Here is a 25,042-nt window from a genome sequence, read left to right on the forward strand (position 1 = left end):
GTTCATGCCGCGCCTCCTTCCAGCTCCTTGCGCAGGAAAGCCTCGAACATCAGGACAGTCCAGATCGGCGCGCTGTAATCGCGCCGCCCGGACTCGTGCTGCTCGACGAGCTCGCGCAGGAACGCGGTGTTGAAAATGCCGGTGGCCGCCAGTTCGGGGCCGAGCAGGGACTCGCGCACGCGCTGGCGCAGCGGACCGCGGAACCAGGCCGCCAGCGGCACCGCGAAGCCCTGCTTCCTGCGGTACAGGATGTCGTGCGGCAGGTGGCGCTCCATGCTCTTCTTGAAGATGTACTTGCCTTCGCCGTTCTTCAGCTTGATCGAGGACGACAGGCCCGAGATCCATTCCACCAGCTGGTGGTCGAGCAGCGGCACCCGCACCTCGAGGGCGTGGGCCATGCTGGCGCGGTCGACCTTGGTCAGGATGTCGCCCGGCAGGTAGGTCTTCATGTCCAGGTACTGGATCAGCGACAGCGGGTCGTCGGTGGGCGCCTTGGCGGCGTGGCCGCGCATCACGTCCAGCGCGCGGTAGCCCTGCAGGCGCAGGCGGAAGCCGTCCGAGAACAGGCGCGCGCGCATCGCGTCCGACATGATCGACACGCCGTGGAAGTAGCCCTCGACCAGGTCGCGCGCCAGCGATTCGAAGGTGGTCTTGGCGCGGAACACGCGCGGCGCCCAGTCGGCCTTCGGATAGTACTTGCCGAGCGGGCCGAACACGCCGCGCCGCAGGCTGGACGGGATCTTCGAGCGCACCGCGTCTTCCGCCATGGTCAGGCGGTAGCGGCGGTAGCCGGCCAGGTTCTCGTCGCCGCCGTCGCCCGACAGGGCCACGGTGACGCGCTTCCTGGCCAGCTGGCACACGCGGTAGGTGGGAATCGCCGAGCTGTCGGCATAGGGTTCGTCGTACAGGCCGGCCAGGGTGTCGAGCAGGGCGTAGTCGTCGGTGTCGACGGTCTCGACGTGATGGTTGGTCTTGTACTGGGCCGCCACCACGCCGGCGTATTCGGATTCGTCGAAGGCCTTGTCATTGAAGGCGATCGAGCAGGTGTTGACCGGCTCGTCGGTGAGATTGGCCATCATCGCCACCACCGCGCTCGAGTCGACCCCGCCGGACAGGAAGGCGCCCAGGGGCACGTCGGCCTTGAGCTGGCTCTGCACCGCCTCGCGCACGCGCGCCGCCAGTTCGCCGGCGGCGTCCTGCTCGGTCATCTTCTCGTGCAGCTTGAAGGGCACGTCCCAGTACTGGCGCGGCTGCGGCACCGGCTGGCCGACGCGCACCGTGAGGCACCAGCCCGGCGCCAGCTTGCGCGCGGCGCCGTAGATGGTCTTGGGCTCCGGCACGTAGCCATAGGCGAAGTAGTCCTCGACCGCGGTCGGATCGATCTCGCGCGACAGGCCGGGGTGGGCGCGCAGCGACTTGAGCTCGGAGCCGAAGATGAACATCCCGTCGGGCAGCAGCGCGTAGAAGAAGGGCTTGACCCCCATGTGGTCGCGCGCCATGAACATGGTCCGCTTGTTGCGGTCCCAGATCGCGATCGCGAACATGCCGCGCAGGCGGTGCACGCAATCCTCGCCCCAGGCTTCCCAGGCGTGCACGATGGCCTCGGTGTCGCTGTTGGTGCGGAAGGCGTAGCCCATCCCCTGCAGCTCGGCGGTCAGCTCGCGGTAGTTGTAGATCTCGCCGTTGAACACCACGCCGACGTCGCCGGCGGCGTTGAACATCGGCTGCTGTCCGGCGGCCAGGTCGATCACCGACAGGCGGCGGTGGCCGAAGCCGACCCCGGGCTCGGTGTAGATGTCGCCCTCGTCGGGGCCGCGGTGATGCTGGGTCTCGTTCATCCGCTTGAGCAGCGCCGGGTCAATCGGGCGCGCGCCGCGGGTATCGAAAATGCCGACTATTCCACACATGATGTGATGCTCTTCCTGAAGGGGGTTTTACGTTCGCACAGGCTGTCGTACAGGGCCTGGTAGCCGGCGACCATGGCCGGCATCGAATAATGGGTGAGCACGCGCTGGCGCCCGGCCTCGCCGTGCTCCAGCGCCAGCCGCGGATCCTCGACGTAGCGCGCCAGGGCTGCGGCCAGGGCCTGCGGGTCGCGCGGCGGCACCAGCTGGCCGGTGACGCCCTCGGCGATCACCTCCGGCACGCCACCGACGCGGGTGCCGACGGCAGGCAGCTGGCTGGCCATGGCTTCCAGCACGCTGCCGGGCGTGCCCTCGGCGATCGAGGAGATCGCGTAGATGTCGAAGGCGCGCAGGATCTCGGGCACGTCGTTGCGGGCGCCGGGCAGCCAGACCTGGCTGTCCAGGCCGAGCGCGGCGGCCTTCGCGCGCAGGGCCGGCAGCAGCGGGCCGTCGCCGACGATCGCCAGGCGCAGGCCGGCCGCCTGGCGCGGCAGGCGCGCGCGCAGCAGGGCGAAGGCTTCCAGCAGGGTGGCGTGGTCCTTGACGTCCTGGACCCGGCCGACGGTGCCGATCACGGTGCAGTCCGGGCCGAAGCCGGCGCCGAGCTCCGGACGCGGCTCGCCGGCGGCGCGCGGGCGGAAGCGCTCGGCGTCGATGCCGTTGGCAAGCAGCCGGCTCTTGTGCTCGGGAACGCCGATGAACTCGCGGTTCCAGGCCAGCATGTCGCCCGAGTTGGCGTAGCAGCAGTCGTAGAAGGGCAGCATCAGGCGGCGCAGCAGCCGGTGCTTGGGATTGCGGCCCTCGGGGTCCGAGGCGTCGCGGCCGTGCAGGCCGTTGACGCGCGCCGGCACGCCGGCCAGCAGCGCCACCGGGGCGTATTCGAGCGCCGCCAGGTTATAGGTGTGCAGGATGGCGGGGCGTAGGCGGCGCAGCAGCTTGAACAGGGCGGCGTGGGTGCCGGGCGACAGGCCGGGCTGCTTGTCGAGCGCGTAGAGCTCGACCCCCGGCTTGCTGATGCGGCGCGCGAAGTCGGTGTAGCCGGTCAGGCAGATCACCGCATGCCGGTAGGCCTGGGCCGGCATGCGGTTGATGCGCTCGACCAGCAGGTTTTCCAGCCCGCCGAAGTCGAGCCGGTAGAGCAGGTGCGCAACCAGGGGCGCTTGCTCGGCGTCGCGCATCAGTGCGCCTCCGTGGCCGCCAGCGCGGCGTCGATCGGGGCGTAGTTCGCCGCCAGGAAGGCGCGCAAGGCGTCGCGCGCGGCCTGCCTGTCCTGCGTCAGCGGGGTGGTGAAGATCAGCGCGGCGCCGTCGCCCGGGCGCAGCGCCAGGCGTTCGCGCGCCTGCCAGGCCTTGCCCACGTAGCCGCTGGTGGTGGCGTGGCCGCCGACCCGCAGCCAATGCCAGGACAGCAGCTCGCCCTCGGGCCCGGTGATGCGGGTCTCCAGCACGGTGAAGGCGCGTCCGCCGGCGGTTTCCACGCGGCGCTCGGTGCCGAGTTCACGGTACTGGTTGTGTTCCCCCGCCAGGCGGTTGACGGAGCTGATCAGGGGCCGGCCGCTGCCGTCGTTGCGGTAGTAGAGGATCGAGAGCGCCACCGGGGCGCCGCCGGCCGCCAGGGTGCGGTCCAGGCGCGCGTCCGGATCGACGAAGTCGGGACGCCAGCTGGTGAACGGGGGCGCACTTTCCCAGGCCAGCGCCGGCTGCGCCAGGCGCGAGGGCTGGGGCAGGGCGACGGCGCGCTCGTTAAGCGCCGCCAGCGCCGGCCACAGCGCGACCAGGGCGGCGAAGGCCAGGCCGGCGCCGGCGAAGACGGCCGGCGCGGCGCGGCGCCCGGGAGCGGCGGCGGCGAGCGCGGCGGCGGCGTCCGCCGTCGACTCGTCTTCCTGCCACAGGCGCCCGACCCAGAACATCAGGAACATCACCAGGCCGAAGAACAGCCAGCCGTAGATGATGTGGTCGACGCCGGCGGCCAGGCGCATGCTGGACAGGTGGCCGATCATGACGATCATGTAGGCGCGCAGACCGTTGGCGATGATCGGCACCACCACCGAGACCGCGATGAACAGCGCGCGCCGCTTCCAGGAGCGGTAGCTCAGGTAGGCGTACAGGCAGCCGAGGGTGATCGAGGCGATCAGGTAGCGCAGGCCGCTGCAGGCCTCGACCACCGACCAGCTGCCGCTGGGAATCTCGAACATGGTGCCGTTGCGCAGCACCGGGATGCCGGTCAGGCGCAGCGCCGCCACCGTGAAGTCGGCGGTGAATTCGATCAGCGGAGCGACGAAGACCTCGCCGAAGGGCACGGCGAACAGCAGGAACAGGAGCGGGAAGGCGAGCGCGCCGGCGATGCGCCGTCCGCACACCGCCAGCACGGCCAGCGGGAACATGGCCACGAAAGCGTACTGGCGCACCACCTGGACTTCGCCCAGGGTCGCCACCAGCCAGCCCAGGCCGGCCACCGCCACCAGCGCCAGCGCCGGCCACCAGGGTTCGAGCGGCAGGGTGCGCAGCAGCTCGCGCCGGCGCCAGGCCAGCCACAGGCTGATCGGCGCCACCACGTAGCCGTGGGCGAAGGTCTCGGAGCTGTTCCACAGCGCGACGATCGAGGCGGCGGTGTCGAAGTAGAACAGGAGCGGGGACAGCAGCGCCAGCGCGATCAGCGCGGCGCGGGTGGAATCCAGGGCGCCGGCCGGCTTGACCAGTTCGGGGGGAGGGATCAGTTGCATTCCAGCCTCGCTTCGATCCTGGCCAGGTTGCTCGGCCAGCTATACATGCGTTCGACACGTTCGCGCGCGCGGCTGCGCAGCGCGCCGTGGTCCTCGCCGAGCACACGCAGCACGGCTTGCGCGAAGTCTTCGGCGCCTTCGGCCAGCAGCAGGTCGGCTCCGGGCTCGGCCTGCACGCCCTCCAGCGCCTGCGGCGTGACCACCACCGGCAGGGCCATGGCCATCGCTTCCAGCACCTTGTTCTGGATGCCGCGCGCCACCCGCAGCGGCGCCACCGAGACCGCGGCGTGGGCCAGGTAGGGGCGCACGTCCGGCACCGTGCCGGTCACCGTCACGCCGTCCTGGCGGCCCAGGGCCTGCACCGCCGGGGTCGGGCGCGCGCCCACGATGTAGAAGCGCAGGTCGGGCAGGCGCGCCAGCAGGCGCGGGAAGATCTCGGCCGCGAACCATTGCACCGCGTCGACGTTGGGCCAGTAATCCATGGCCCCGGTGAACACCACGGCGCGCTCGCCTTCCGCATAGGGGGTGGCGTAGGGCCGCGCGGGCGAGAAATACTCGGTGTCGACGCCGTTGTTGAAGTGGCCGATCTTGGCGTCGCTCTCCGGCGCCAGTTCGCGGAACAGCTGGGCCTCGGGCTCGGTGGCGAACAGCGCCGAGTCGCACACGCGGGCCACCTCGCGCTCGTAGGCCAGCAGGGTGCGCGCCTCGCGGCCGTACAGCCAGCTCATGGGCCAGGATTTCTGCTGGGCGTACTGGCGCCACTTGTCGGAGTCGACGTCGCAGAAGTCGATCACCCGGCGCGCCTCTGTGTAGGGCAGGGCGTATTGCGCCATCGGCGAGGAGAACACCACCACGCGCGCGATGTCGTGCTCGCGCATGGTGCGTTCGACCCAGCCGCGCATGCCGGCGTCGCGGTAGTAGTCGGCCGACAGCGCCCGTCCGCCCAGCAGCGCGCCGAGGCTGCGCAGGCGCGCCAGGGTCGGATCCAGCTTGGCGAAATGGCTGCCGGCGCACAGCGCGCGCACCTGGTCCACGTACTGCCAGTCTTCGGGCGCGTCGACGAAGGTGCCGAGATGCACCCGGTAGCGCGCCGCCAGGTGGCGCAGCAGGTGGTAGGAGCGGATCTTGTCGCCCTTGTTGGGCGGGAAGGGAATCCGGTGCACCAGCAGCAGCAGGTCGTCCATGTTATCCGAGGTTCCTGACGATGTGGGGGCCGAGCGCGTTGGCCAGCGGCAGCGGCAGCTTCTTCCACAACTTGATGAAGAGCTGGTACTTGGGATTGAGCGGGTTGTTGTCCGGCAGGGCGGTGGCGCCGTACAGCTTGTATTCGTAGGGCAGGTGCTGGGCAGTGAAGCCCCAGTTCTTCTTGAAGTCGTAGGCGCCGGTGCCGAGCTTGCTGCGCCCGAAGTCGAACAGGCGGCAGCCGCGCGCGGCCGCGGCCTGCATCAGGTTCCAGTACATGAAATCATTGCCCGCCACCTCGCGCGCGATGTCCATGCCGCCGCCGTAGTAGGGCACCACCTCGTCGCGCCAGTAGAAGGACAGCACCGCCGCCACCAGCTGGCCGTCGGCGGTCTCGATCACGCGCACCTCGCATTCCTCACCGAACACCTGTTGCAGCAGGGCGAAGTACTTCTTGGGGAACACCGGGGTGCCGAGCCGGTGCACGCTGTGGGCATAGGCGGCGAACATGCGCTCGACGTCGTTCTCGACCACGCCGCGCAGGCCCAGCTTGATCCCCTTGCGCACCATGGCGCGCTGCTTGCGCGGGATCGCGTTCATGTTCTCTTCGTCGTCGCCCGAGATCGCCTTGCGGAAGGTGACGTAGAGTTCCTTGGTGTGCCAGGCCGGGTCGTCCGGGTGGAAGCGCTGCATGCCGCGGTATTCCAGGTGGCCGACGCCCAGCTGTTGCGCCAAGGCGTGCGCGGCTTCGTCCAGCATGCGGCGCGCGCCGGCGTCGACCGCGGCCGGGCCGCCGTAGACGCAGAAGGGCATCCCGCCCAGCGCATGGCCGAACAGCCGGCTCTTGATCTGGGCCAGCGGCAGCACGCCCTGGATCGCGCCGTCCTGCTGTACGTAATAGAACCAGGTCTTGATGCCGAACGATTCCTCGATCACTTTCTGCCAGCCGGACAGGTGGAAGAAGGTGGCCTCGGGGCAGGCGCGCACGAAGGCGTCCCAGCGGGCGTATTCGTGCGGCTGCAGCAGGTGCAGGGTCTGCGGGCCGGCCGCGATGACCGGGGCGGCCCGCTTGGCCTGCGCGGCTTCGATGATCGAGTTCATGGCGAGTTTATTGTGTGCCGAGGAAGACCCGGTCCATGCGGTCCCAGGTGAAGTCGCGGGCCAGCTGTTCCAGGCGCTTTTCCATGCGGCCGATGTTGACGTAGTGGCGGAAGCGCGACTTGGCGTCCAGGCCCTCGGGGCGCGGCTGGCCGGGGTCGATCTCCCACGGGTGGAAATAGAACAGGGCGCTGCGGCCGTCCTTGCGGTTCACCTGGCGCAGCATCCAGCGCGACAGGGCGTAGGGCAGCAGGCGGAAGTAGCCGCCGCCGCCAGCCGGCAGGTTGCGCCCGCCCAGGCGCACGGTGGTGATCGGGACCTCGAGCAGGCCGTCCGGCCCGTTCGGGTGGAAGGGGAAGCGCGGCGCGTCCGGCATGCCGTAGTGGTCGTGCAGCACCGGGTAGATGCTGGAGCTGTAGCGGTAGCCCGCCGCGCGCAGGGCGTCGAGCGCCCACAGGTTGCCCTGGCCGATCGAGAAGCTGGGCGCGCGGTAGCCGAGCACCTCGACCCCGCCGATGTCCTCCAGCAGCGCCTTGCTGCTGCGGATGTCGTTATCGAAGGCGGCGCGGTCCTGGTCGGAAGCGCGCAGGTGGCCATAGCCGTGGCTGGCGAGCTCGTGGCCGCCGGCCACGATCGCGCGCACCACCTGGGGGTAGCGCTCGGCGATCCAGCCGAGGGTGAAGAAGGTCGCCTTCACGCCGTGGCGCGCGAACAGGTCCAGGATGCGCTCCATGTTGGCCTCGACCCGGCATTCGCGCTGCGGCCAGCTGTCGCGCGCGATGTAGGGCGCGAAGGCCGAGACCTGGAAGTAGTCCTCGACGTCGCAGGTCATGGCGTTCACCGGCCGGCCGCCGGGCGCGGCCAGCTGCTGCAGTTCGCTCGGATCGATCTTCATGGCTTGTCCTCCACGCCGGGCTGGTCGCCGACCACTTTCTTCAGCAGCGACAGCACCGAGACCAGGGATTTCTCGAGGCGCACCAGGCGCTCGTCGGTATGGCCGTCCGGGTGGGCGGCCGCCAGTTCGGGGGCGTCCAGGCCGGCCAGCTGGCCGCCGGTGCGCACCTCGCCCCCGCGCAGCACGGCTTCGCGCGCCGCCGCCGGCACCGCCGCGGCGTCGGCCAGGCCGGCGCCTTCCGGCAGGCGGAACTCGTCGGCGATGTCGCGGATGACGGTGCGGATGTGCTCTTCGTCGAAGCCGTGCAGCTCTTCCAGGTAGCCCATCAGGAGCACCCGGTCCATCAGGGTGTTGACCTTGCGCGGGATGCCGCCGCTGTAGGCGTGCACCTCGGCCAGGGCCGCGTCGGAGAAGGAGGGGTCGCCGTTCCAGCCGACCGTGGCCAGGCGGTGCTCGATGTAGGCGCGGGTCTCGGCCGCTTCCATCGGGCCCAGGTGGTAGCTGGCGATCACGCGCTGGCGCAGCTGCTGCATGTCCGGGCTGTGCAGGGTGACCCGGAATTCCGGCTGGCCGAGCAGGAAGGTCTGCAGCAGCGGCCGCTCTTCGGTCTGGAAATTCGACAGCATGCGCAGTTCCTCGACCGTGCGCGGCTTCAGGTTCTGGGCTTCGTCGATCACCAGCAGCGCGCGCTTGCCCTGCTGGTCGACGAAGCGCAGGAAGTGCTCGAGGCGGGTCAGGAGGTCGGCCTTGCTGCCCTCGAGCGGCAGGCCGAAGCTCGACACCACCATGCGCAGCGTGTCATCGGCGTCCAGGTGGGTGTTGACGATGTGGGCCGCGACGATCTTGTCCTTGGGCAGGCGGTTGAACAGGTTGCGCACCAGGGTGGTCTTGCCCGCGCCCACCTCGCCGGTGATGACGATGAATCCTTCGCCCTGCGACAGGCCGTACTCGAGGTAGGCCATGGCCCGCTTGTGGCCCTTGCTGGCGAAGAAGAAGTGCGGGTCGGGGCGCAGCCGGAAGGGCTTGTCGCTGAACTGGTAATAGGATTCGTACATGGCGCGGGTCCGCTCAGAACGTCATCGAAAGGGTCGCCGAGATCGCGTTCTCGGAATACGAGGTGCCGCCGCCGCTGCCCGAACCTTCGAGCCGGCGCAGCTCCACGTTGCCCTGCAGGGCGCGCTGGAAGCGGCGCTGCAGGCCGAGGCGCACCCCGCGGTTGGTCTGGCGCGCCCCGGTCGACAGGGAATTGCTGTGCGCGGCGTTCAGCAGCGCGTAGGCGCTGGCGCGCGCCGACAGGCGGTAGGTCATGTTCGCCGCCACCCCGCGCTGGCGCGTGTTGTCGTTCAGGTTGAACAGGCTGCTGCCCAGCAGGGAGCTGTCGGCCTGCTGCACTGACAAGGCCTCGCGCCGGGTGTCGTAGAGCGACAGCAGCAAGGTGCTGCGCGCTCCCTGGAACGCCGCCGAGGCCTGGAACTGCTTCTGCAGCATGTAGCGGTTGCTCAGGTAGTTGACGTCGTCGGCCAGCGTGGGCGGCAGGCCGGTGGCCTGGAGGTAGGCGGCGATCGCCAGGCGGCGCTGTTCCGGGTCCGGGAAGTTGGGCGTGAACAGGCGGTCCAGCAGCTCGGCGGTGTCGACCGCGGAGGGCAGCGTGAATTGCGAACGGGTGGTGGTGACCGATTCGCTGAAGCCGATGTTCCAGACCGTGTGGCGGCTGCGGTGCAGCGCCGACAGGGAACGCGATTTGCCGAAGTAGCGATGGCCGACGCTCATGCTCAGCGTGGTGCGGGCCGAGGGCGAATACTGGAAGCCCGCGTTCCAGTTGTTGCCGCGCGTGCGCCCGCCGAGCGCCTGGTAATCATTGTCATCGTAGCCGCCGCCCGCGTTCAGGGTCAGGGTCGGCAGCACCCGCCACGACAGCCCGGCGCCGATGCTTTCGGTCGAGGAGTCGCCGGCCAGCCGGTCGGTCAGGTCCTGGCGGTCGTAGCGCAGGTTCCAGCCGATGCGGCGTTCCTGGGGACTGGAGAGCGCGAGGCTGTAGGAATCGCCGCGCGTGTTGCCATAGCCCTCGCGCCCCGTTTCGACCGAATCGCGCGTGTAGCGGGCGAGCAGCACGGCGCTCGAGCCGAAGCGATGGGTCAGATAGGGGCTGACGCGCCAGGTCGACACGTTGGTGCGGTTGCTGGTGCTGTAGGGGTTGTCGGAGAACTGCTGGCCGAAGGCCGATACCGTCTGCTGGCCACGGCTCGCGGCGGCGTCCAGGAACAGCAGGTCGTCGAGCACGCGGGCCTTGAAATCGGCCTGCAGGTCGCTGCCGCTGTCGCGCAGGTTGGGGGCATCGTCGTCGCTGTACAGGAAGCGGCGGAACTGGTAGCGCGCGGCCAGCTGCATGCGCTGGTTGCGGGCCGCCACCGAGAAGGCCGGGGCGAGCTCGGTGACGAACTCGCTGCGCGCCTGTTCGCGCGGGGACAGGTTGACGTTGTCGGTCCAGGTTTCCTTGACGATCATGCTGGGCGTGAAGGTGATCTCCGCCCGGCTGCACGGGGCGAAGGCCAGCCCGACCAGCAGCGGCAGCAGGGCGCGGCGCGGCAGGCGCCGGCCATGCGGCGCGCGCTCAGCCATAGTTGTAGTCATACGTGGTTTCGCCCGGGAAGGCACGCATCTTGTTGTAGATGAGATTGACGTTGCGGCATCCTTCGAGTTGGTGCAGCGCATCCTTGACCGCATGCTGGGTCGTGGTTTCGGCTTCCACCACCATCACGATCTGGGCCATGTGGCTGGCCAGCACGCGCGCCTCGCTGGTGAGCAGGATCGGCGGCGAATCGAAGATCACGACCCGGTCCGGATAGCGGTTGGCGATCTCGTAGACCAGGTTGCGCATGGACTGGCTGGCCAGCAGCTCGGTGGCGCGCGGATTGCTGGCGCCGGCGGCCAGGATCGACAAGGTGTCGACGTTGGTGCGCAGCAGGACGTCGCCGACGTCCAGATTGTCGTTCAGCAGGACGTCCATCAGGCCGCGCTGGGCCGGCAGGCCGAGGGTGCGCAGCACCGAGGGACGGGCCACGTCGGCATCCACCAGCAGCACGGTGTGGTCCAGCTCCATGGCGATGCTCATCGCCAGGTTGATCGCGCAGAAGGTCTTGCCTTCGCCGGCCAGTGAGCTGGTCACCATGATCAGGTTGTTCGGCTTGCCGTTAGGCTCGCGCGGCAGGAAGGCGTCCTTGAGCAGCGGCCGCTTGATGATGCGGAATTCCTCGACCACCGGCGTGCGGCCGGCGGCCGCGGTCACCATGCCCATGTTGCGCATGCGCTCGAGGTCGAGATGGACCTGCTGGGGCGCGCTGCGGCGCGGCGCCGCGGGCGCCTCCACCGATGCCCCGGGCTCAGGCGTTGGGGCTGCCGGCGCGGCGGCGAGCGCCTCGACGGCCAGGGGAAGATCGTCCGCGACGGGGCGCGTGGCCGCGCCGGAGACCTGGGGCTTGGACGCGGCTGCGCCCTGCTCGATGCGGTTGGCCGCTTTTTCGATAATGCTCACTTGTGCTCCTGGCGTCTTTAAGTGCTGCCTTTAACCACGGTCATCGCGATCACCGCGCTGTATGCCGCAAGCAGCATGAGCACCGAGATGCCCAGCGCCCACAGGCGGCGTTTCTGCCGGACCTTCTGTTCGTCGGTCCAGGTCATGCTGACCGTGCCCAGGATCGGCATGCCGGTCACCTCGCGCAGCACCGATTGCGACAGGAAGGTCGGACGAACCTGGCTCATCAGGAGGGCGACGGCCAGGCCGGCCGCCAGCGCGCCCGCGAACACCAGGCTCGCCAGGCGCAGGCGATGCGGGCCGGCCGGGGTCGAAGGCACGGTCGGCGGATCGATCACGCGGAAGGTCAGCATGTCGGTGGCCGAAGAGAGGTCGCCCGACAGCTTGGCCGACTCGCGGCGCTCGACCAGCTTCTGGTAGTTCTCGCGGTTGATTTCATAGTCGCGGTTGAGCTGGGCCAGCTGGGCCTCGATCTCGGGCGCGCCGACGATCTGGGTGCGCATGGTCCCGACGCGCGCGGCCAGCATGTCGACCCGGGTACGGAGCGAGGCCACCTGGGCTTCGGCGACCGAGAGCTGGACGTTCAGCTGCTGCAGCATGGGGCTGTAGTTGGCGCCCGGATCGGCGCTCTTCTTGCGCTTCTTGAGTTCTTCCTGTTTCTGCGCCTCGAGTTCGGCCAGCAGGCGCTTGCCCGACACGATGTCCGGATGGGCGTCGGTGAACTGCATGCGCAACTGGTCGATGTTCTTCTGGATCGACGCGATCCGGCCTTCCAGCTCGGGGTTGGCCCCGGCCGGATCGGCGATTTCGGCAGCGACCGCGGCCGGGTCGTCGCCGGTGATCTGGCGTTTGATGGCGTTGCGCGCCTGTTCCGCTTCGGCCAGCTGCAGGCGCGCCATGTTCAGCTGTTCGTTCATCTCGTTCAGCCGGCTGCTCGAGTCGCCCTGGTTGGGGAACATGCCCAGGTGCTGGATCTTGAATTCCTTGACCCGGTTTTCGGCGGCGGCCAGCTTTTCCTCGTAGCTGCGGATCTGGTCGTCGATGAACTGGATCGCCTTTTCCGACTCCTGCTTCTTGCCGCCGAAGCTGCCCTCCACGAAGATGGTCAGCAGCGACTGCACGATGTCCTTGGCCAGCTTCGGGTTCGGATCGTTGTAGGTGATGGTGTAGATGTCGTCGCGTTCGGTGCCGACCAGCTTGATATTGTCGATCAGGTCGTCCACCAGCTGCTCGTGTTCCTTCTGGCTCTTGGTGGTGACGTCCAGGTCGGCCATGCGGATCACGCGCTCGACATTGGGCCGGCTGATCAGGGTGCTGCGCATGAACATCACCTGCTGCTCGATGTTGGGCAGGGCGGTCATGTTGGCCAGCAGCGGCTTGAGGATGCTCTGGGTGTCGACATAGACCCGGGCGCTGGCCTGGAAGTTGTTCGGCAGCGAGAACACGACGGCCCAGCCGACCAGGGCGACCACCCAGGACACGGCGACGGCGTGCCACCGGTACTTACCGATTGCTTTTAAGAACGTCAGAATGACGGCGGAAATTTCAGCCATGGAGGGTAATCTCGGAAGGTGAACGAGCTGTGGACTTGCGGGCGGCTAAACGGAGTAAGGTGAACAATGATCGCTTGCGCTTAGAGTATTTGCAATTGCATAATGGAAAACCGTAGCGGCAACGCCACCTTTCCCGCGTCTTTCCAACACTTAGTTGAAGTTGAGAAACTACTTCAGTTCCGCGAAGTTGCAATTTTTTACTCAACCTAGCTAATCATACAACATCTTTACTTTTGTCACTTTTTCTATTGTGCATCCGTATTGTGACAACGACATGTTTTAGGTGAATAGATGTTCCCATATTCTATGTTCGGCTTGCCTAAAATGCTATCTAAATGGCAATCGTGCGCGGTGGCAATGGTTCTTAGCGTGGCGACAATACATCAGCCGGTGTCTGCAGGCCCGCTCGTCGCGACCGTGGCCGCCGTCAAGCGCTCCGTGGTTGCCGTCGGCAGCCACCTGCCGACCCGCAGCCCGGCGGTCAGCTTCGCCGGCACCGGCTTCGTGGTCGGCGATGGCCTGACCGTGATCACCAATTCGCACGTGGTGCCGGACGTGATCGATACCGAACGTAAAGAAACTTTGGGCATAGTGCTGGCGGTCGGTGACGGCGTGGTGTTCCGTCCCGCAGTGCTGGAGGCGCGCGACCGCGAACACGACCTGGCGCGCCTGCGCCTGAGCGGGACGCCGCTGCCGGCCCTGCAGCTGGGCGACTCGGACAAGGCCGCCGAAGGCCAGGATCTTGCCTTCACCGGTTTTCCGCTGGGCGTGGGCCTGGGCCCCTTTGCCGCCACGCACCGTGCGACCCTGGCGGCGATCACCCCGGCCATCATGCCGGTGCGCGGCGGACAGGGATTGAACGCGCGCGTGATCAACCAGTTGCGGCAGTCGCAGTTCAAGCTCTTCCAGCTCGACGCCACGGCCTACCCCGGCAATAGCGGGAGCCCGGTCTACGATCCGGAGAGCGGGATTGTGTTGGGGATTGTTAACATGGGCGTGGTGAAAGGCGCGAAGGAAAACGCGATCACGAATCCGAGCGGCATCAGTTACGCCGTGCCCGCCAAGTACATTCATGCACTTCTGCAACAGAAGACGCCATAAAGCATGGAATTGCGTCGAAGACATTGCCGAGGTGTCTGGATAGGTTAAAATATTGGCAGTAATACTAGCGATATTTGCAACTATTCCCTGGCGCCTGGCGCCGTCGTGCATCGAGGAAGGCATGGATATGTTTGGTACGAAGAAGTGGCTGGCCCTGGTTTCCGCTACCCTGACCGCGCTGGCCCTGGCTGGCTGCGCCAGCACCGGCACGACGGTCGCCGCCGACTCCCCGCCGGTCGTGCCGACCGATTACCTGATCGGTCCGGGCGACAACATCAACATCATCGTGTGGCGTAATCCGGAAGTGTCGCTGTCGGTGCCGGTTCGTCCGGACGGTAAGATCACCACGCCGCTGGTGGAAGACCTGCCGGCCGCCGGCAAGACCTCGACCCAGCTCGCGCGCGACATCGAAGCGGCGCTCGCGAAATACATCCAGCAGCCGGTGGTGACCGTGGTCGTGACCGGCTTTGTCGGCATGTACCAGGATCAGATCCGCGTCATCGGCCAGGCCATCAAGCCGCAGGCGCTGCCCTACCGTAACGGCATGTCGCTGATGGATGTCCTGATCGCCGTCGGCGGCGTCAGCGAGTTTGCGTCCGGTAACAAGGCCCAGATTATTCGTACCGTCGACGGCAAGCAGCAGAAACTGGCCGTGCGCCTGGACGACCTGTTGAAATCGGGCGACATGAGCGCCAACCTGTCGATGCGCCCAGGCGACGTGCTGGTGGTGCCCGAGAGCTTCTTCTGAGCCTGCTGTCGGGTTTTTTTACATCCAGCCCGGCCTGAGCCGGGGCGGGCGCGCGGCGCCCGATTCAAGTCCTTGATTTCATTGAGATGCAAGGCCGGCCGCACGTGTGGAATACTTATTGCTTGTTTTTTAGAAAGCGGTGGGGCACATCACCGGGTGACTTAGTACGCTCACATTGAATGGGATGAAGATTGTGGACAACCAGGACCAAGATTCCGCGCCGAACGCCGAAGGGGCGCCGAGCAATCCGCGGCGGCGTCGCTTCGCCAGCACCGGCATCAAGGCTTCGGGGGTGATCCTGACGGTGGCCAGCCCGCCGGCCATGGCTACCTATATCTGCAAATCGCCCTCCGGCTTCATGTCGGGCAACCTCAAGAGCAGCCCCGGCAACCAGACCGTGATCTGTTCCGGCCTGTCGCCGGGCTACTGGAAGAACTGGCCCCAGGCCTGGCCCTCCGGTTGCTATCCGACCGCCACCAAATACCGTCCGGCCACCACCTTCGCCTCGGTCTTCCCCGGCGGCGGCACCACCCTGTATCAGCGCGGCACCCTGATGCAGGTGCTGACCGACAACAACAACAGCCAGGATCCCTACAACCTGGGCGCCCACCTGGTCGCTGCCTACCTCAATGTGCGCAGCAACAAGATCAATTACTTCACTGAGACCAGCCTTAAGATCATGTGGCACGACCTGTGCAAGTACGGCTATTATTCGCCGAAGGCGGGAACGCGCTGGACCGCGGCCGACGTCGCTTACTACCTGTCCCGTACCGAGCACTGATCCGCTTGCGCTTCCGATGGCCTTGCTGCGCTAGAGATGTGGAAACTGATTGACGGCCAACGCTTGAGCCACCGCGGCTGGGAAGACGAATACGTGGTGTACAACGACATCTCGGGCGATACCCATTTGTTCGGCCCTGATGCCATGCAATTGCTGCTGCGCCTGCAGGCGGCTCCCGCGGACGAGGACGTGCTCGCGCAGGCCCTGGACGTCGAGGCCGGGGATCGCGATGCGCTGGTCCTGGCCCTCGAGCAGCTCGCCGGCCTCAACCTGATCGAACGCGCCTGATGTCCACGCTTTCCGAGCTGACGGCGCCCACCCTGCGCGGCGCCCTGCGCGAAGGCAAGCTGTGCCTGCGCACCGGCGCCTTCAGCGTGCGTGTGCGTTCGGGGCTGCCCGCCGTCGCCGACACCCTTGCCCTGCTGTATGGCGACTACCCGGCCGAGGTCGGCGCGCCCTTCGCCGATTTCCACATCCACCTGCGCCGTCCGTATGGCCCGCGACGCTGGCTGCGGCCCCAGGTCGCCTTCGACATGGAGGGCGCCGCGCCCTTCCTGCCGCTGCCGCTGGACCAGGCGTTTCCCATGTTCGAGTGGGTATTCAACTGGTATATCTCGAGCCGCGCCCATAGTTACCTGATGATCCACGCCGCGGCGGTCGAGAAGAACGGCAGGGTGGCCGTCCTGCCGGCGCCGCCCGGCTCCGGCAAGAGCACCCTGTGCGCCGCCCTGGTGTGCTCCGGCTGGCGCCTGCTGTCGGACGAGCTGTGCCTGGTGCGCCTGGCCGATGGCCTGGTCCAGCCGGTGCCGCGACCGGTCAGCCTCAAGAACGCGTCGATCGGCGTGATCCGCGCCTTCGCTCCGCAAGCCGTGTTCAGCCCCGAAGTCAGGGACACCGCGAAGGGCACCATCGCCCACCTGAAGGCGCCGCGCGACAGCGTGCAGCGCGCCGAGGAAGCTGCCCGTCCGGGCTGGATCGTGTTCCCGCGCTACGTGGCCGGCGCGGCCGTGCAGATGGACACGCTCGCGCCGGCGCGCACCTTCACGCGGGTGGCGGAGAACAGCTTCAACTATGGCCTCCTTGGACGCGAGGGCTTCGAGGCCCTGGCCGGCCTGGTCGAGGCCGCGCCCGGTTTCGAGCTGAGCTACGGCCACCTGGACGAGGCGCTGGCGCTCTTCGATCGCATGGCGGCCGCATGAAGGCGCAGGCTTCGCCGCTGCTGCAGGTCCTGCGCGCGCCGGAATCCATGGCTGCGCTCGGGCTGGCCGACTGGGACCTGCTGTTGCGCCAGGCCGAGCGCGCGGAGATGAGCGCGACCGTTCTGGCCCTGGCCGAGGAGCACGGGCTGCTGGAGCGGCTTCCGGCCCCGGTGCGCGAACAGTTCGCCTGGCTGCCGCCACTGATGCGGCGCCACCGCCAGGGCTTGACGTGGGAGGTCGGCGAACTGGCGCGGCTGCTGGAGCCGCTGGGCGTTCCGCTGCTTTTGCTCAAGGGCGCCGCCTACGCGCTGGCCGACCTGCCGCCGGCGCGCGGCCGCCTGTTCTCCGACATCGACATCCTTGTTCCCCCTGAGCACCTGGGCGAGGTCGAGGCGGCCCTGATGCTGGAAGGCTGGGTCACCAGCAATCCCGACCCCTACGACCAGCGCTACTATCGCGAGTGGATGCACGAGCTGCCGCCGATGCAGCACGCCCGTCGCCAGACCGTGCTCGACGTGCACCACGCGATCCTGCCGCGTACCGCGGCCGCGCGGCCGGACTCGGCCAAGCTGTGGCGGGCTGCGCTGCCGGTGCCGGGCCAGCCGCGGCTGCGCACCCTCGCTCCGGTGGACATGGTGCTGCACAGCGCGGTCCACCTGTTCTACGAGGGCGAGTTCCACCATGGACTGCGCGGCCTGTACGACCTGCACCGCCTGTTTGCCCACTTCGGCGCCAGCGAGGATTTCTGGGATGCCTTGCCGCGCCGCGCGCGCGAGCTGGAGCTCGGACGCCCGCTGTTCTACGCCCTCCGCTACGGCAGGCGCTTGCTCGGCACGTCTGTGCCGCAGCGGGTGCTCGAGGCCATGGCGCCGGCCGCTCCCGCCGCCCCCCAGCTGGCCTTGATGGACGGCTTGTTCGAGCGCGCCCTGCGACCCCAGCACCCGAGCTGCGACGATTGGCTCAGCCCGATCGCCCGCTTTTTCCTCTACATCCGCGGCAACTGGCTGCGCATGCCGCCCTTGCTGCTGGCGCGGCACCTGACACGCAAGGCGTTTGTTTCCAAGAAGCAGCAGGTAGCTGGCGTCTGACCGCCGCCCTTGGCCGCCGCTCCCAGGCCTGGAAGCTGTCGATTTTTTTTACACCTGACCCGGCTTTGTCGCGATAGCCGGCGGCCGGAATTTACAAGTTGTTGAATAATAAAGTAAAAAATTTTCTGGCACGCTAGTTGCTTAATGATGATCGAGCGTCAACACAAAGCGAGCTCGACGAATATTACTGCTGATTGCAACGCACAACGAGGACTTACACATGAAAAACCTTAAACTGAAACTGGTCGCCGCAGCCTCGACCATGGTCATGCTTGGTGCTGCAGGCAGCGCTCAGGCAGGTTCGCACGCACTGGCTGCGATGAACATCCAGAACTTCAACATCGTCACGACCAACGTGAGCTTCTTCGCCTCGGTCGATACCTCCTCGACCAGCGCGATCCTGAACGGCGCCGGCGCAGGCCCGAACGGCGGCACCGGTATCTCGGACGCCAATATCGCCGTGGCCCCGGGTTCGAACCCGGTGCTCGGTAACAACGCCGCATTCACCGGCGGTACGATCACCCCGGTGGGCCGCGCCCTGCCAGCGACCAACTACTCCTATGCTGACGCGCTGATCGAACACGGCCCTGGTGGCGGCCTGCCGTTCAACGCCTACACCATCGCTGAAAGCCACCTGCGCGACGCAGGCTCGGCATCGGGTACCTCGACCAACTCCTCGGCGACCGGCTTTACGGCCAGCTTCACCGCTGGCCAAGGCGCGACCCTGGACTTCAGCTTCCTCGCCGACCCGCTGATCCGCACCTTCCTGCAGCCGACCACCGGCACCTTCGCACAAGGTACCCTGAGCGCCAGCCTGACCATCGCCTGCGCCTCGAGCGTTGGTTGCGGCACGCTGCCGGACGGCTCGACGATCATGGAAGGCGAGACCGTGTTCAGCTGGGCTCCGAACGGCCGTGCCGGCGGCGCCAACGGCGTGACCGGCCTGATCGGCGGCATGGAATACCTGGATGCCGAGAACCTGAACCAGTCGATCAGCCGCCTGACCGCCGGCGAATCGAACTATTCCGACCTCGCCACCCTGGGCGCCTTCCGCGCCATGACCGGCATCCTGAATGCAGGCTCCTACACCCTGACCCTGGCGATGACCTCGACCGACTCGACCCGCAAGGCCGTGCCGGAACCGGGCTCGCTCGCCCTGCTGGGCCTCGGCCTGGGTGGCCTGGGCCTGATGGGCCGTCGCCGCCAGCGCAAAGCCTGAGCTCTTCGGCGCTAGCAATCAAAGCAGTTCCGGCCTTGCCGGAACTGCTTTTTTTTATGGGCGGCAGGGCGCCCCCCGCCATGGGGGCTTTCGCTGTCCTGCATGCACAAAATGCTCTCCGGTCCCACTCACTGCGTTATCATGATCCTCGATTTACACAATGCAACTTGCAACGCTGTTGACCGCGTTGTTCGAGACAGTCGAGAGTAAACCATGAACACAAGTCAGATCGAGCAGATCCTGGACCTCGCGCGCTGGGCGCCGAGCGGCGACAACACCCAGGTCTGGCGCTTCGAGATCCTGGGCCCCGACCACTTGGTCGTGCATTGCTTCGATACCCGCGAGGATTGCGTGTACGACCTCGACGGCCATCCCAGCCAGATTTCCTACGGTGCGCTGCTCGAAACGATGTCGGTCGCGGCGACCAGGTTCGGCTTGCGTACCGAGGTCAAGCGCCTCGAGGGCGGCGCGCCGACCGAGGCGAAGTTCGAGGTGCGCTTCCTCGAGGATGGCGCGGTCGCGCCCAGCCCCTTGCTGCCGGCGATCACGGCGCGCACCGTCCAGCGCCGACCGATGAGCACCAAGCCCCTGACGGACCAGCAGAAGCGTGCGCTCGAGGAAGCCGTCGGCCCCGGCTACCACCTGATGTGGATCGAGGGCGCCGGCCCGAAACTGCGCACCGCCCGCCTCATGTTCGACAATGCCAAGCTGCGCCTGACCATGCCGGAGGCCTACGAGGTCCACCGCCGCATCATCGACTGGAACGCGCAGCGCAGTCCCGACAAGGTGCCGGACCAGGCGCTCGGCGTCGACGCCGCCACCCTGAAGCTGATGAAATGGGCGATGGTGAGCTGGCGCCGCCTGTCGACCATGAACACCCTGATGGGCACCTGGGCGCCACGCCTGCAGATGGATCTGCTGCCGGGACTCGCCTGCGCCGCCCACTTCGTGCTGAAGGCGAAGCAGGAGCCCAAAACCATCGACGACTATGTCGAGGCCGGCCGCGCGGTGCAGCGCTTCTGGCTGACCCTGACCCATCTCGGCTTGTTCATGCAGCCGGAAATGACGCCCCTGATCTTCTCGAAATACGTGCGCGAGGGTCGCCAGTTCACGCAGCTTCCCGGGCTGCAGGAGCGCGCTGCGCGCCTCGAGAAACAGGCTGCCGCGCTGATCGGCGCCGATGGCCTGTTCCCGGTCTATATGGGGCGCCTGGGCGCCGGCCCGGCGCCGCTGGCGCGCTCCGAGCGCCGCCCGCTGGCGGAACTGATGAAACGCTGAGCCGGCCCGCCTAGCGCCCCTGCTGGCGCAGGAACTGGCGTTTGCCGATGAAGATGGCGAGGCGCTGGATCGGGTGGCGGTTGCCGCCACTGCGCTTGGTGATCGTCAGCTTGTTGCGGTAGGCATCGAACTGCATGCCGTAGGGGGCGGCCAGCACGCGGCCGCGGCCCAGCAGGATCTTCAGGGCTTCGGTGCCGATGATGCCGGCACACAATTGGCAGGCCATGAAGGTGGACGGGCCGCGCTGCTCGGCGAAGTTGACCGATTCCGGCACCACCAGGTAAGGCCGGTGCAGCCCCGCCGGGGCCAGGCCGACCACGAAGCGGATCGCCTTGTCCAGGTCGGGCAGATCGCCCCACTGGAAATACTCCTCGAAGCTCATCTGGCCGGGCATGAAGTTGAGCAGGGCCGCGCCCATGCCCAGCGGCGCTGCGGTGGTGGCCGGGATGCCCAGTCGCGCGCAGGTCGCGAAGGTCTGCTGGCGCGCCTCGAAGGCGAAGAAGTCGAGCGCGTCCACGTACAGGTCCACCCCGCCCAGGAACTCCGGCAGGTTGTCGCGGTTGACGCCCTCGGGGAAGATCCGGATGTCGACCTCGGGATTGATGTCGCGCGCCATGCGCGCCAGCACCTCGGTCTTGGGCTGGTCGAGCGTGGACATCATTGCCCCGACCTGGCGGTTGAAGTTGGCGACCCCGAAGGTGTCGAAGTCGGCGATGTGGAACTTCGTCACGCCCAGGCGCACCAGGGTCAGGAGGTGAACCCCGCCGACGCCGCCGCCGCCGGCGATGGCCACGCGCTTGCCGCGCAGAACTTGCTGTTCTTCCGGCGTGACCCAGCCGATGTTACGGGAGAAGGCTTCTTTATAATCAAATGCTTGACTCATCGATCAGGATGGATTGGCGACTTGTGGATAAAACAATGTCGCGCAAGGCGCGACATGCTGGGGGAAGACAGCCGGGTGCAAGGCTCAGCCGGTATGCCGCTCGTCCATGCGCAGCAGACGGTTGATGATGCCCATCTCCTCGCGCGGAGAGAAGAAATAGGGGTAGAAGGAGCGCTCGCTGGCGCCGCTATCGGCGCCGAAAGTTCCGCCGTACCTCTTGATCTGCTCGGTGACGAACTCCAGGTTGACGCGCAGCAGATAGGCCGGCGCGTTCACCCGGGTGTTGATCTTCAGGTCGCCTTCCTGCTGGAAGCCCAGCATCCGCTCGTAGAAGCGGCGGTGACGCGGATTCACCTCGATCACGATGTCGGTGCACTCGTGCAGGTCGCGCGCATAGATCACCGCCAGGTGGAACAGGTTGGCCAACGACGCCTTGGAACGTACCGACGGATCGAAGGCGAGCTTGGTGAACTCGCACAGGCGCGCGCCGCGCTTGCGGTGCGCGTCGAGCTCTTCCTTGAAAATCTCGTCCGCCAGCATGCCAATATCAGAATCGATGCCGATCGTCAGCGTTCCCACCACATCACCCTTGTCGGTCGCGGTGAGCGTGATACGGTTGGGATCGTTGCTTAGCTGATGGGTACCTGCGTACCCTCGCCAGGCATACATCTTGTTAATCAGCATACTGGCCGAGTTGCGGCCGATCGCGGTATCGGTAAGCCTGATTCCATAAGAATCTTGGTTCACGATAACATCCTCTAGTATGGAGGAGGACATCTTATCGTGTTCTTCGACTTGATGAGCGTCCGATAGAGACTCCTCGGGTTCTTCGGCGGGACGCATTGTCTCAGCAGTATTATTCATCGTGGCTTACCTCGCTCCGGGAGAGGCCAGCTCAAGCGGGGCCTTGTTGTACTGACAATTTCCTGACTAGCAGGCATCATTTGTTGACAAAAAGAATATTAACTATTTACATAGATTTAAGCAAATTCTTTGCTTCATTCATCTGTGCGAAATTCTTGTGTTTTTGCAACAGCTTGTCGAGTTCCTGGCGCGCCGCCTCCTTGTTGCCGGCCCGATGCTGGGCGACTGCGTAGTGATAACTGATCTCCGGCGACTCCGGAGCCAGCTTGCGTGCCGACTCCAGCAGGGGCAGGGCGCGCGCGGTATTGCCCTGCTCGACCAGGATCCAGCCCAGGGTGTCCAGCACGCCGGGGCTGTTGCTGGCCAGCTTGTGTGCCTGCTCGGCGGTGGCCAGGGCGCGGCTATCCTTTTCCTGGTGATAGGCCCAGGCAAGATTGTTCAGGACCAGGGGATTGTTCGGAATTAGCGTCTGCAACTCCTCCAGCTTCGCGATCGCGGGCTTGTAGGCCTTTTGCGCCAGGTAGAGATCGCTCAACAGCAGTTGGGCGTTCACGTCCTTCGGGTTGTTCTTGGTCCACGCGAGCAGCCGGTCCTGGGCAGGCTTGAGCTTCTCGGCCGCGATCAGCGCGCGGGCGCTCTTGATCGTTAGCTCGGATACCTTGGTCAGGGCAAGCGCCTTGTCGTAGGCGATCACGGCGGCGCCGGCGTTTCCTTGCGCCATCCGGATATCGCCTTCGACCGCATGGCCAAGCGCGGCATTGCCTTCCATTTTCTGGATCTGGCGGGCCTGGTCGAGCGCCTCGTCGAAGCGCTTGGTGCGGGTGTCCAGGTCGACCAGGGCGAGGCGCGGCGGCATGAAGTCAGGACGCAGGTCGATGGCGCGCTTCAGGTTCTGGGTGGCGGCGCTCTGGTTACCTAATGCGATATTTGCACTTGCCAGACGCATATAGGCCTGAGGCGAGGTCGGCAAGAGCTTCACCAGCTTGCTATAGCTTTCCTGCGCACCGGTGTAATCCTTGCTCGCGATCTGTGCTTGCGCCTGCAGTTCGACGACCTCCGGATTGGTCGGATGCACGGTGGCGATCTTGTTGGCGAAGCTCAGGGCCTTTTCCGGCTGCTTCATGTACAGGTAATGCATGCCCAGCTTGGTCGCGGTGGCGATGACGTCCGGCTTGGCGTTGTGGGCCTTTTCGAACCAGGTGGTGGCTTCGTCGTCGCGCTTCTGGGAGCGCGCGAGTTCACCCAGGGCCATCATGGCGTCGGTACTGTCCTTGTTCGTCTGCAGGACTTTTTCGAAGCGGGCGCGGGCGGCGTCCGGTTTGTTTTCCTGGATGTCCATGCGCGCCAGGTTCAGCGCCACCGGGAAGAAGTCAGGCTGGAAGCTGAGGGCTTTCTCGAAGGCCGCACGGGCATTGGCGCGGTCGTTCTTGAACATGTAGACCGCGCCCTTGATGTTCTGTACCTCAGGGCTCTTGGGCTGCCGCTTCTCGAGGGCCTCGATGGCGGCCAGCGCCTTGTCGAAGTTCTTCAGGCGGATTTCGGTCTGCACCAGGGCCATGGTGGCCTCGGCGGAGTTCGGATCGAGGGTGGTGGCCAGCTCGAGCTCGCTCAGGCCGCGCGCCTGATCGCCCTGGGCCAGCCTGGACAGCCCCAGTGAGGTGCGCACCGCCGCCGCCTTCGGCGCCAGTTCGACCGCCTTCTCGAAATAGTTGCTGGCCTTTGAAAAGTCCTGGACCTGCATATAGGCCTGGCCGGCCAGGGCCAGCAGCTGCGCGTCCGTGCTCTGGTCCTTCAGGATGGGCTCGAGGGCCAGCGCGGCATCGCGCGGTTGCGCATTCTTGAGCAGCACCTGGGCCAGCAGCTTGCGCGCATAGACGTGGTTCGGGTAGGTCTCCAGGTAGTTGCGGACATGGCGTTCGGCCTGTTGCAGGGAGCCCAGCTGCAAGTCGACCGCGCCGGCCAGCAGGACGCTCGGCATGTGCTGCGGGGCGACTTTCAGGATCTTCTGCAGCTGTTCCTGGGCGGCGCCGTTATTGCCTTGCCTGAACTCATACAGGGCGCGGGTATAGGTGAGTTGCAGATTGTTCGGCGCCAGCTTGGCTGCCGCGTCGATTTCCAGCTTTGCCTCCGGCAGCTTGCCCCGGGCAAGCTGAATCGAGGCTTTCTCGATGTGCGCCGTACGATGATCCGGTTTCAGTTTCAGGACCTGGTCGTAGGCCGTCAGGGCTTCCTCGGGCGCGTTGCTCAGGCGCGCCAAGGCGCCCTTGGCCATCCAGACGTCGGGATCCTTGCCGGCCTGGGCGACCGCCTGGTCCATGGCGGCCTTGGCGCCGGCGCGGTCGTTTTGCGCAAGCGCGTATTGCACCTGGCCCAGCAAGGCGTCGGCGTCCTTCGGATCGAGCGCGAGGGCCTGGTCATAGGCCTGCTTGGCTTCCGGCACCTTGCCGGTCGCCAGCAGGGCGTTGCCGCGCAAGCTCAGCAAGGGAGCGGACTTTTCCGCCAGCTCGGGCTTCACCTCTTCAAGGACCTCGGCGAACTTTCCTTGTTGCAACAACACCTTGCCCAGCAGCGGCATCACCCGCTCCGCCGGCAGGCCGAGTGACTGTGCTTTTCGCGCCTCTTTGTCGGCAGAGACAAGATCGCCCAGTTCCAGGTGCACGGCGGCCAGCTGGATGCGCGCTTCGCGATCGTCGGGACTCTGCTCGACCGCATTCTTGAGCTGGATCAGGGCGGCCTTGAAGTCGCCCTTTTGCTCGTATTGCTTGGCCTCGGCGAGCAGCTCCGGCGTGGAGCCCTGGCGATCGCAGCCTGCCAGGCCGCCCGCCAGCATGGCGCCGGACATCAAGGCAGCGGTGAGAGTAAGCTTGCTACGGTAAGACGACATCGTTTTTCCTTTGGCTAGGCTGAGGCGGTGACGGCCGGCAGGCGCCTGGCGGCGCCGGCGACGAACGCGAATTATCGAGACGTGACTCTCCAGCGACAAAGCTGGTTTTGT

21 protein-coding genes are annotated in these 25,042 nt (G+C 66.7%); 8 read left to right on the forward strand and 13 right to left on the reverse strand.

The annotated features are described in order from the left end of the window. Positions 1-2 precede the first annotated feature (2 nt). Genes B0920_RS24310 through B0920_RS24355 form a run of 10 tightly spaced genes read right to left on the reverse strand, consistent with a single transcriptional unit; the run spans position 3 to position 12,886 of the window. Positions 3-1,907: an XrtA/PEP-CTERM system amidotransferase gene (locus B0920_RS24310; protein ID WP_078035267.1), complete on the reverse strand. Its 1,905-nt coding sequence runs from the start codon at positions 1,905-1,907 to the stop codon at positions 3-5. Next, a complete protein-coding gene (locus B0920_RS24315) occupies positions 1,895-3,082 on the reverse strand; it encodes a TIGR03088 family PEP-CTERM/XrtA system glycosyltransferase (RefSeq protein ID WP_078035268.1) in 1,188 nt (395 codons plus the stop codon). Before B0920_RS24315 ends, B0920_RS24310 begins: the two co-directional genes overlap by 13 nt. Continuing rightward, positions 3,082-4,626 (reverse strand): exosortase A, encoded by a 1,545-nt coding sequence (gene xrtA / locus B0920_RS24320; protein WP_078035269.1) that lies wholly within the window; start codon positions 4,624-4,626, stop codon positions 3,082-3,084. Before xrtA ends, B0920_RS24315 begins: the two co-directional genes overlap by 1 nt. After that, the gene (locus B0920_RS24325) at positions 4,617-5,810 is read right to left on the reverse strand and encodes a TIGR03087 family PEP-CTERM/XrtA system glycosyltransferase (protein WP_078035270.1); all 1,194 of its coding nucleotides are present in this window, start codon (positions 5,808-5,810) and stop codon (positions 4,617-4,619) included. Before B0920_RS24325 ends, xrtA begins: the two co-directional genes overlap by 10 nt. A gap of 1 nt (position 5,811) precedes the next feature. Next, complete coding sequence (locus B0920_RS24330; protein ID WP_078035271.1) at positions 5,812-6,909, reverse strand: FemAB family XrtA/PEP-CTERM system-associated protein; 1,098 nt, start codon at positions 6,907-6,909, stop codon at positions 5,812-5,814. A gap of 7 nt (positions 6,910-6,916) precedes the next feature. After that, positions 6,917-7,801, reverse strand: a complete 885-nt coding sequence (locus tag B0920_RS24335) for an XrtA system polysaccharide deacetylase (protein ID WP_078035272.1) — start codon at positions 7,799-7,801, stop codon at positions 6,917-6,919. Continuing rightward, positions 7,798-8,856, reverse strand: coding sequence for an XrtA/PEP-CTERM system-associated ATPase (locus B0920_RS24340; RefSeq protein WP_078035273.1), 1,059 nt, complete (start codon positions 8,854-8,856; stop codon positions 7,798-7,800). The genes B0920_RS24335 and B0920_RS24340 overlap by 4 nt, the downstream gene beginning before the upstream one ends. A 13-nt stretch (positions 8,857-8,869) precedes the next feature. Further along, positions 8,870-10,432: a TIGR03016 family PEP-CTERM system-associated outer membrane protein gene (locus B0920_RS24345; RefSeq protein WP_179119284.1), complete on the reverse strand. Its 1,563-nt coding sequence runs from the start codon at positions 10,430-10,432 to the stop codon at positions 8,870-8,872. After that, positions 10,413-11,333, reverse strand: a complete 921-nt coding sequence (locus B0920_RS24350; protein WP_078035275.1) for an XrtA-associated tyrosine autokinase — start codon at positions 11,331-11,333, stop codon at positions 10,413-10,415. Before B0920_RS24350 ends, B0920_RS24345 begins: the two co-directional genes overlap by 20 nt. A 17-nt stretch (positions 11,334-11,350) precedes the next feature. Further along, on the reverse strand, positions 11,351-12,886 hold the full coding sequence (locus tag B0920_RS24355) for an XrtA system polysaccharide chain length determinant (protein ID WP_078035276.1): 1,536 nt from the start codon (positions 12,884-12,886) through the stop codon (positions 11,351-11,353). A 369-nt stretch (positions 12,887-13,255) separates the two neighbouring features. On the opposite strand from B0920_RS24355, the gene B0920_RS24360 reads away from it, so the two are divergent. From B0920_RS24360 to B0920_RS24395, 8 genes are all read left to right on the forward strand, one after another. Beyond that, on the forward strand, positions 13,256-13,987 hold the full coding sequence (locus tag B0920_RS24360; RefSeq protein ID WP_229456848.1) for a serine protease: 732 nt from the start codon (positions 13,256-13,258) through the stop codon (positions 13,985-13,987). A gap of 127 nt (positions 13,988-14,114) precedes the next feature. Next, positions 14,115-14,735 (forward strand): XrtA/PEP-CTERM system exopolysaccharide export protein, encoded by a 621-nt coding sequence (locus B0920_RS24365; protein WP_143745902.1) that lies wholly within the window; start codon positions 14,115-14,117, stop codon positions 14,733-14,735. Between the two features lie 184 nt (positions 14,736-14,919). After that, on the forward strand, positions 14,920-15,516 hold the full coding sequence (locus B0920_RS24370; protein WP_078035279.1) for a hypothetical protein: 597 nt from the start codon (positions 14,920-14,922) through the stop codon (positions 15,514-15,516). Positions 15,517-15,552: 36 nt separating this feature from the next. Beyond that, the gene (locus B0920_RS24375; protein ID WP_078035280.1) at positions 15,553-15,804 is read left to right on the forward strand and encodes an HPr-rel-A system PqqD family peptide chaperone; all 252 of its coding nucleotides are present in this window, start codon (positions 15,553-15,555) and stop codon (positions 15,802-15,804) included. Next, positions 15,804-16,715 carry an HprK-related kinase A gene (locus B0920_RS24380; RefSeq protein WP_078035281.1) on the forward strand — a complete coding sequence of 304 codons (912 nt, stop codon included), beginning with the start codon at positions 15,804-15,806 and terminating at the stop codon, positions 16,713-16,715. The genes B0920_RS24375 and B0920_RS24380 overlap by 1 nt, the downstream gene beginning before the upstream one ends. Further along, positions 16,712-17,803 carry a nucleotidyltransferase family protein gene (locus tag B0920_RS24385; RefSeq protein WP_078035282.1) on the forward strand — a complete coding sequence of 364 codons (1,092 nt, stop codon included), beginning with the start codon at positions 16,712-16,714 and terminating at the stop codon, positions 17,801-17,803. The genes B0920_RS24380 and B0920_RS24385 overlap by 4 nt, the downstream gene beginning before the upstream one ends. A gap of 220 nt (positions 17,804-18,023) precedes the next feature. Beyond that, positions 18,024-19,022, forward strand: a complete 999-nt coding sequence (locus tag B0920_RS26165) for an EDSAP-1 family PEP-CTERM protein (RefSeq protein ID WP_078035283.1) — start codon at positions 18,024-18,026, stop codon at positions 19,020-19,022. 213 nt (positions 19,023-19,235) lie between these two features. Further along, positions 19,236-20,300 (forward strand): molybdopterin biosynthesis protein MoeY, encoded by a 1,065-nt coding sequence (locus B0920_RS24395; RefSeq protein WP_078035284.1) that lies wholly within the window; start codon positions 19,236-19,238, stop codon positions 20,298-20,300. Between the two features lie 10 nt (positions 20,301-20,310). Here the strand turns inward: B0920_RS24395 and B0920_RS24400 are convergent, their stop codons facing one another. The 3 genes from B0920_RS24400 to prsT all read right to left on the reverse strand — a co-directional run bounded on the left by B0920_RS24400 (position 20,311) and on the right by prsT (position 24,931). Continuing rightward, positions 20,311-21,183, reverse strand: coding sequence for a ThiF family adenylyltransferase (locus tag B0920_RS24400; RefSeq protein WP_078035285.1), 873 nt, complete (start codon positions 21,181-21,183; stop codon positions 20,311-20,313). Positions 21,184-21,267: 84 nt separating this feature from the next. Further along, entirely contained in the window at positions 21,268-21,930 is a 663-nt protein-coding gene (locus tag B0920_RS24405; RefSeq protein WP_229456850.1) for a GNAT family N-acetyltransferase, read from the reverse strand. Positions 21,931-22,153: 223 nt separating this feature from the next. After that, positions 22,154-24,931 carry an XrtA/PEP-CTERM system TPR-repeat protein PrsT gene (gene prsT, locus B0920_RS24410; RefSeq protein WP_078035287.1) on the reverse strand — a complete coding sequence of 926 codons (2,778 nt, stop codon included), beginning with the start codon at positions 24,929-24,931 and terminating at the stop codon, positions 22,154-22,156. Positions 24,932-25,042: the final 111 nt, after the last annotated feature.

Origin of the sequence: Massilia sp. KIM, assembly GCF_002007115.1 — a bacterium.
Taxonomy (GTDB): domain Bacteria; phylum Pseudomonadota; class Gammaproteobacteria; order Burkholderiales; family Burkholderiaceae_D; genus Telluria.

Bases quoted from the DNA above. Each gene is read 5' to 3' on its own strand.
- B0920_RS24310 (WP_078035267.1), bottom strand. From the start codon at position 1,907: ATGTGTGGAATAGTCGGCATTTTCGATACCCGCGGCGCGCGCCCGATT.
- B0920_RS24315 (WP_078035268.1), bottom strand. From the start codon at position 3,082: ATGCGCGACGCCGAGCAAGCGCCCCTGGTTGCGCACCTGCTCTACCGG.
- xrtA (WP_078035269.1), bottom strand. From the start codon at position 4,626: ATGCAACTGATCCCTCCCCCCGAACTGGTCAAGCCGGCCGGCGCCCTG.
- B0920_RS24325 (WP_078035270.1), bottom strand. From the start codon at position 5,810: ATGGACGACCTGCTGCTGCTGGTGCACCGGATTCCCTTCCCGCCCAAC.
- B0920_RS24330 (WP_078035271.1), bottom strand. From the start codon at position 6,909: ATGAACTCGATCATCGAAGCCGCGCAGGCCAAGCGGGCCGCCCCGGTC.
- B0920_RS24335 (WP_078035272.1), bottom strand. From the start codon at position 7,801: ATGAAGATCGATCCGAGCGAACTGCAGCAGCTGGCCGCGCCCGGCGGC.
- B0920_RS24340 (WP_078035273.1), bottom strand. From the start codon at position 8,856: ATGTACGAATCCTATTACCAGTTCAGCGACAAGCCCTTCCGGCTGCGC.
- B0920_RS24345 (WP_179119284.1), bottom strand. From the start codon at position 10,432: ATGACTACAACTATGGCTGAGCGCGCGCCGCATGGCCGGCGCCTGCCG.
- B0920_RS24355 (WP_078035276.1), bottom strand. From the start codon at position 12,886: ATGGCTGAAATTTCCGCCGTCATTCTGACGTTCTTAAAAGCAATCGGT.
- B0920_RS24365 (WP_143745902.1), top strand. From the start codon at position 14,115: ATGTTTGGTACGAAGAAGTGGCTGGCCCTGGTTTCCGCTACCCTGACC.
- B0920_RS24370 (WP_078035279.1), top strand. From the start codon at position 14,920: ATGAAGATTGTGGACAACCAGGACCAAGATTCCGCGCCGAACGCCGAA.
- B0920_RS24375 (WP_078035280.1), top strand. From the start codon at position 15,553: ATGTGGAAACTGATTGACGGCCAACGCTTGAGCCACCGCGGCTGGGAA.
- B0920_RS24380 (WP_078035281.1), top strand. From the start codon at position 15,804: ATGTCCACGCTTTCCGAGCTGACGGCGCCCACCCTGCGCGGCGCCCTG.
- B0920_RS24385 (WP_078035282.1), top strand. From the start codon at position 16,712: ATGAAGGCGCAGGCTTCGCCGCTGCTGCAGGTCCTGCGCGCGCCGGAA.
- B0920_RS26165 (WP_078035283.1), top strand. From the start codon at position 18,024: ATGAAAAACCTTAAACTGAAACTGGTCGCCGCAGCCTCGACCATGGTC.
- B0920_RS24395 (WP_078035284.1), top strand. From the start codon at position 19,236: ATGAACACAAGTCAGATCGAGCAGATCCTGGACCTCGCGCGCTGGGCG.
- B0920_RS24400 (WP_078035285.1), bottom strand. From the start codon at position 21,183: ATGAGTCAAGCATTTGATTATAAAGAAGCCTTCTCCCGTAACATCGGC.
- prsT (WP_078035287.1), bottom strand. From the start codon at position 24,931: ATGTCGTCTTACCGTAGCAAGCTTACTCTCACCGCTGCCTTGATGTCC.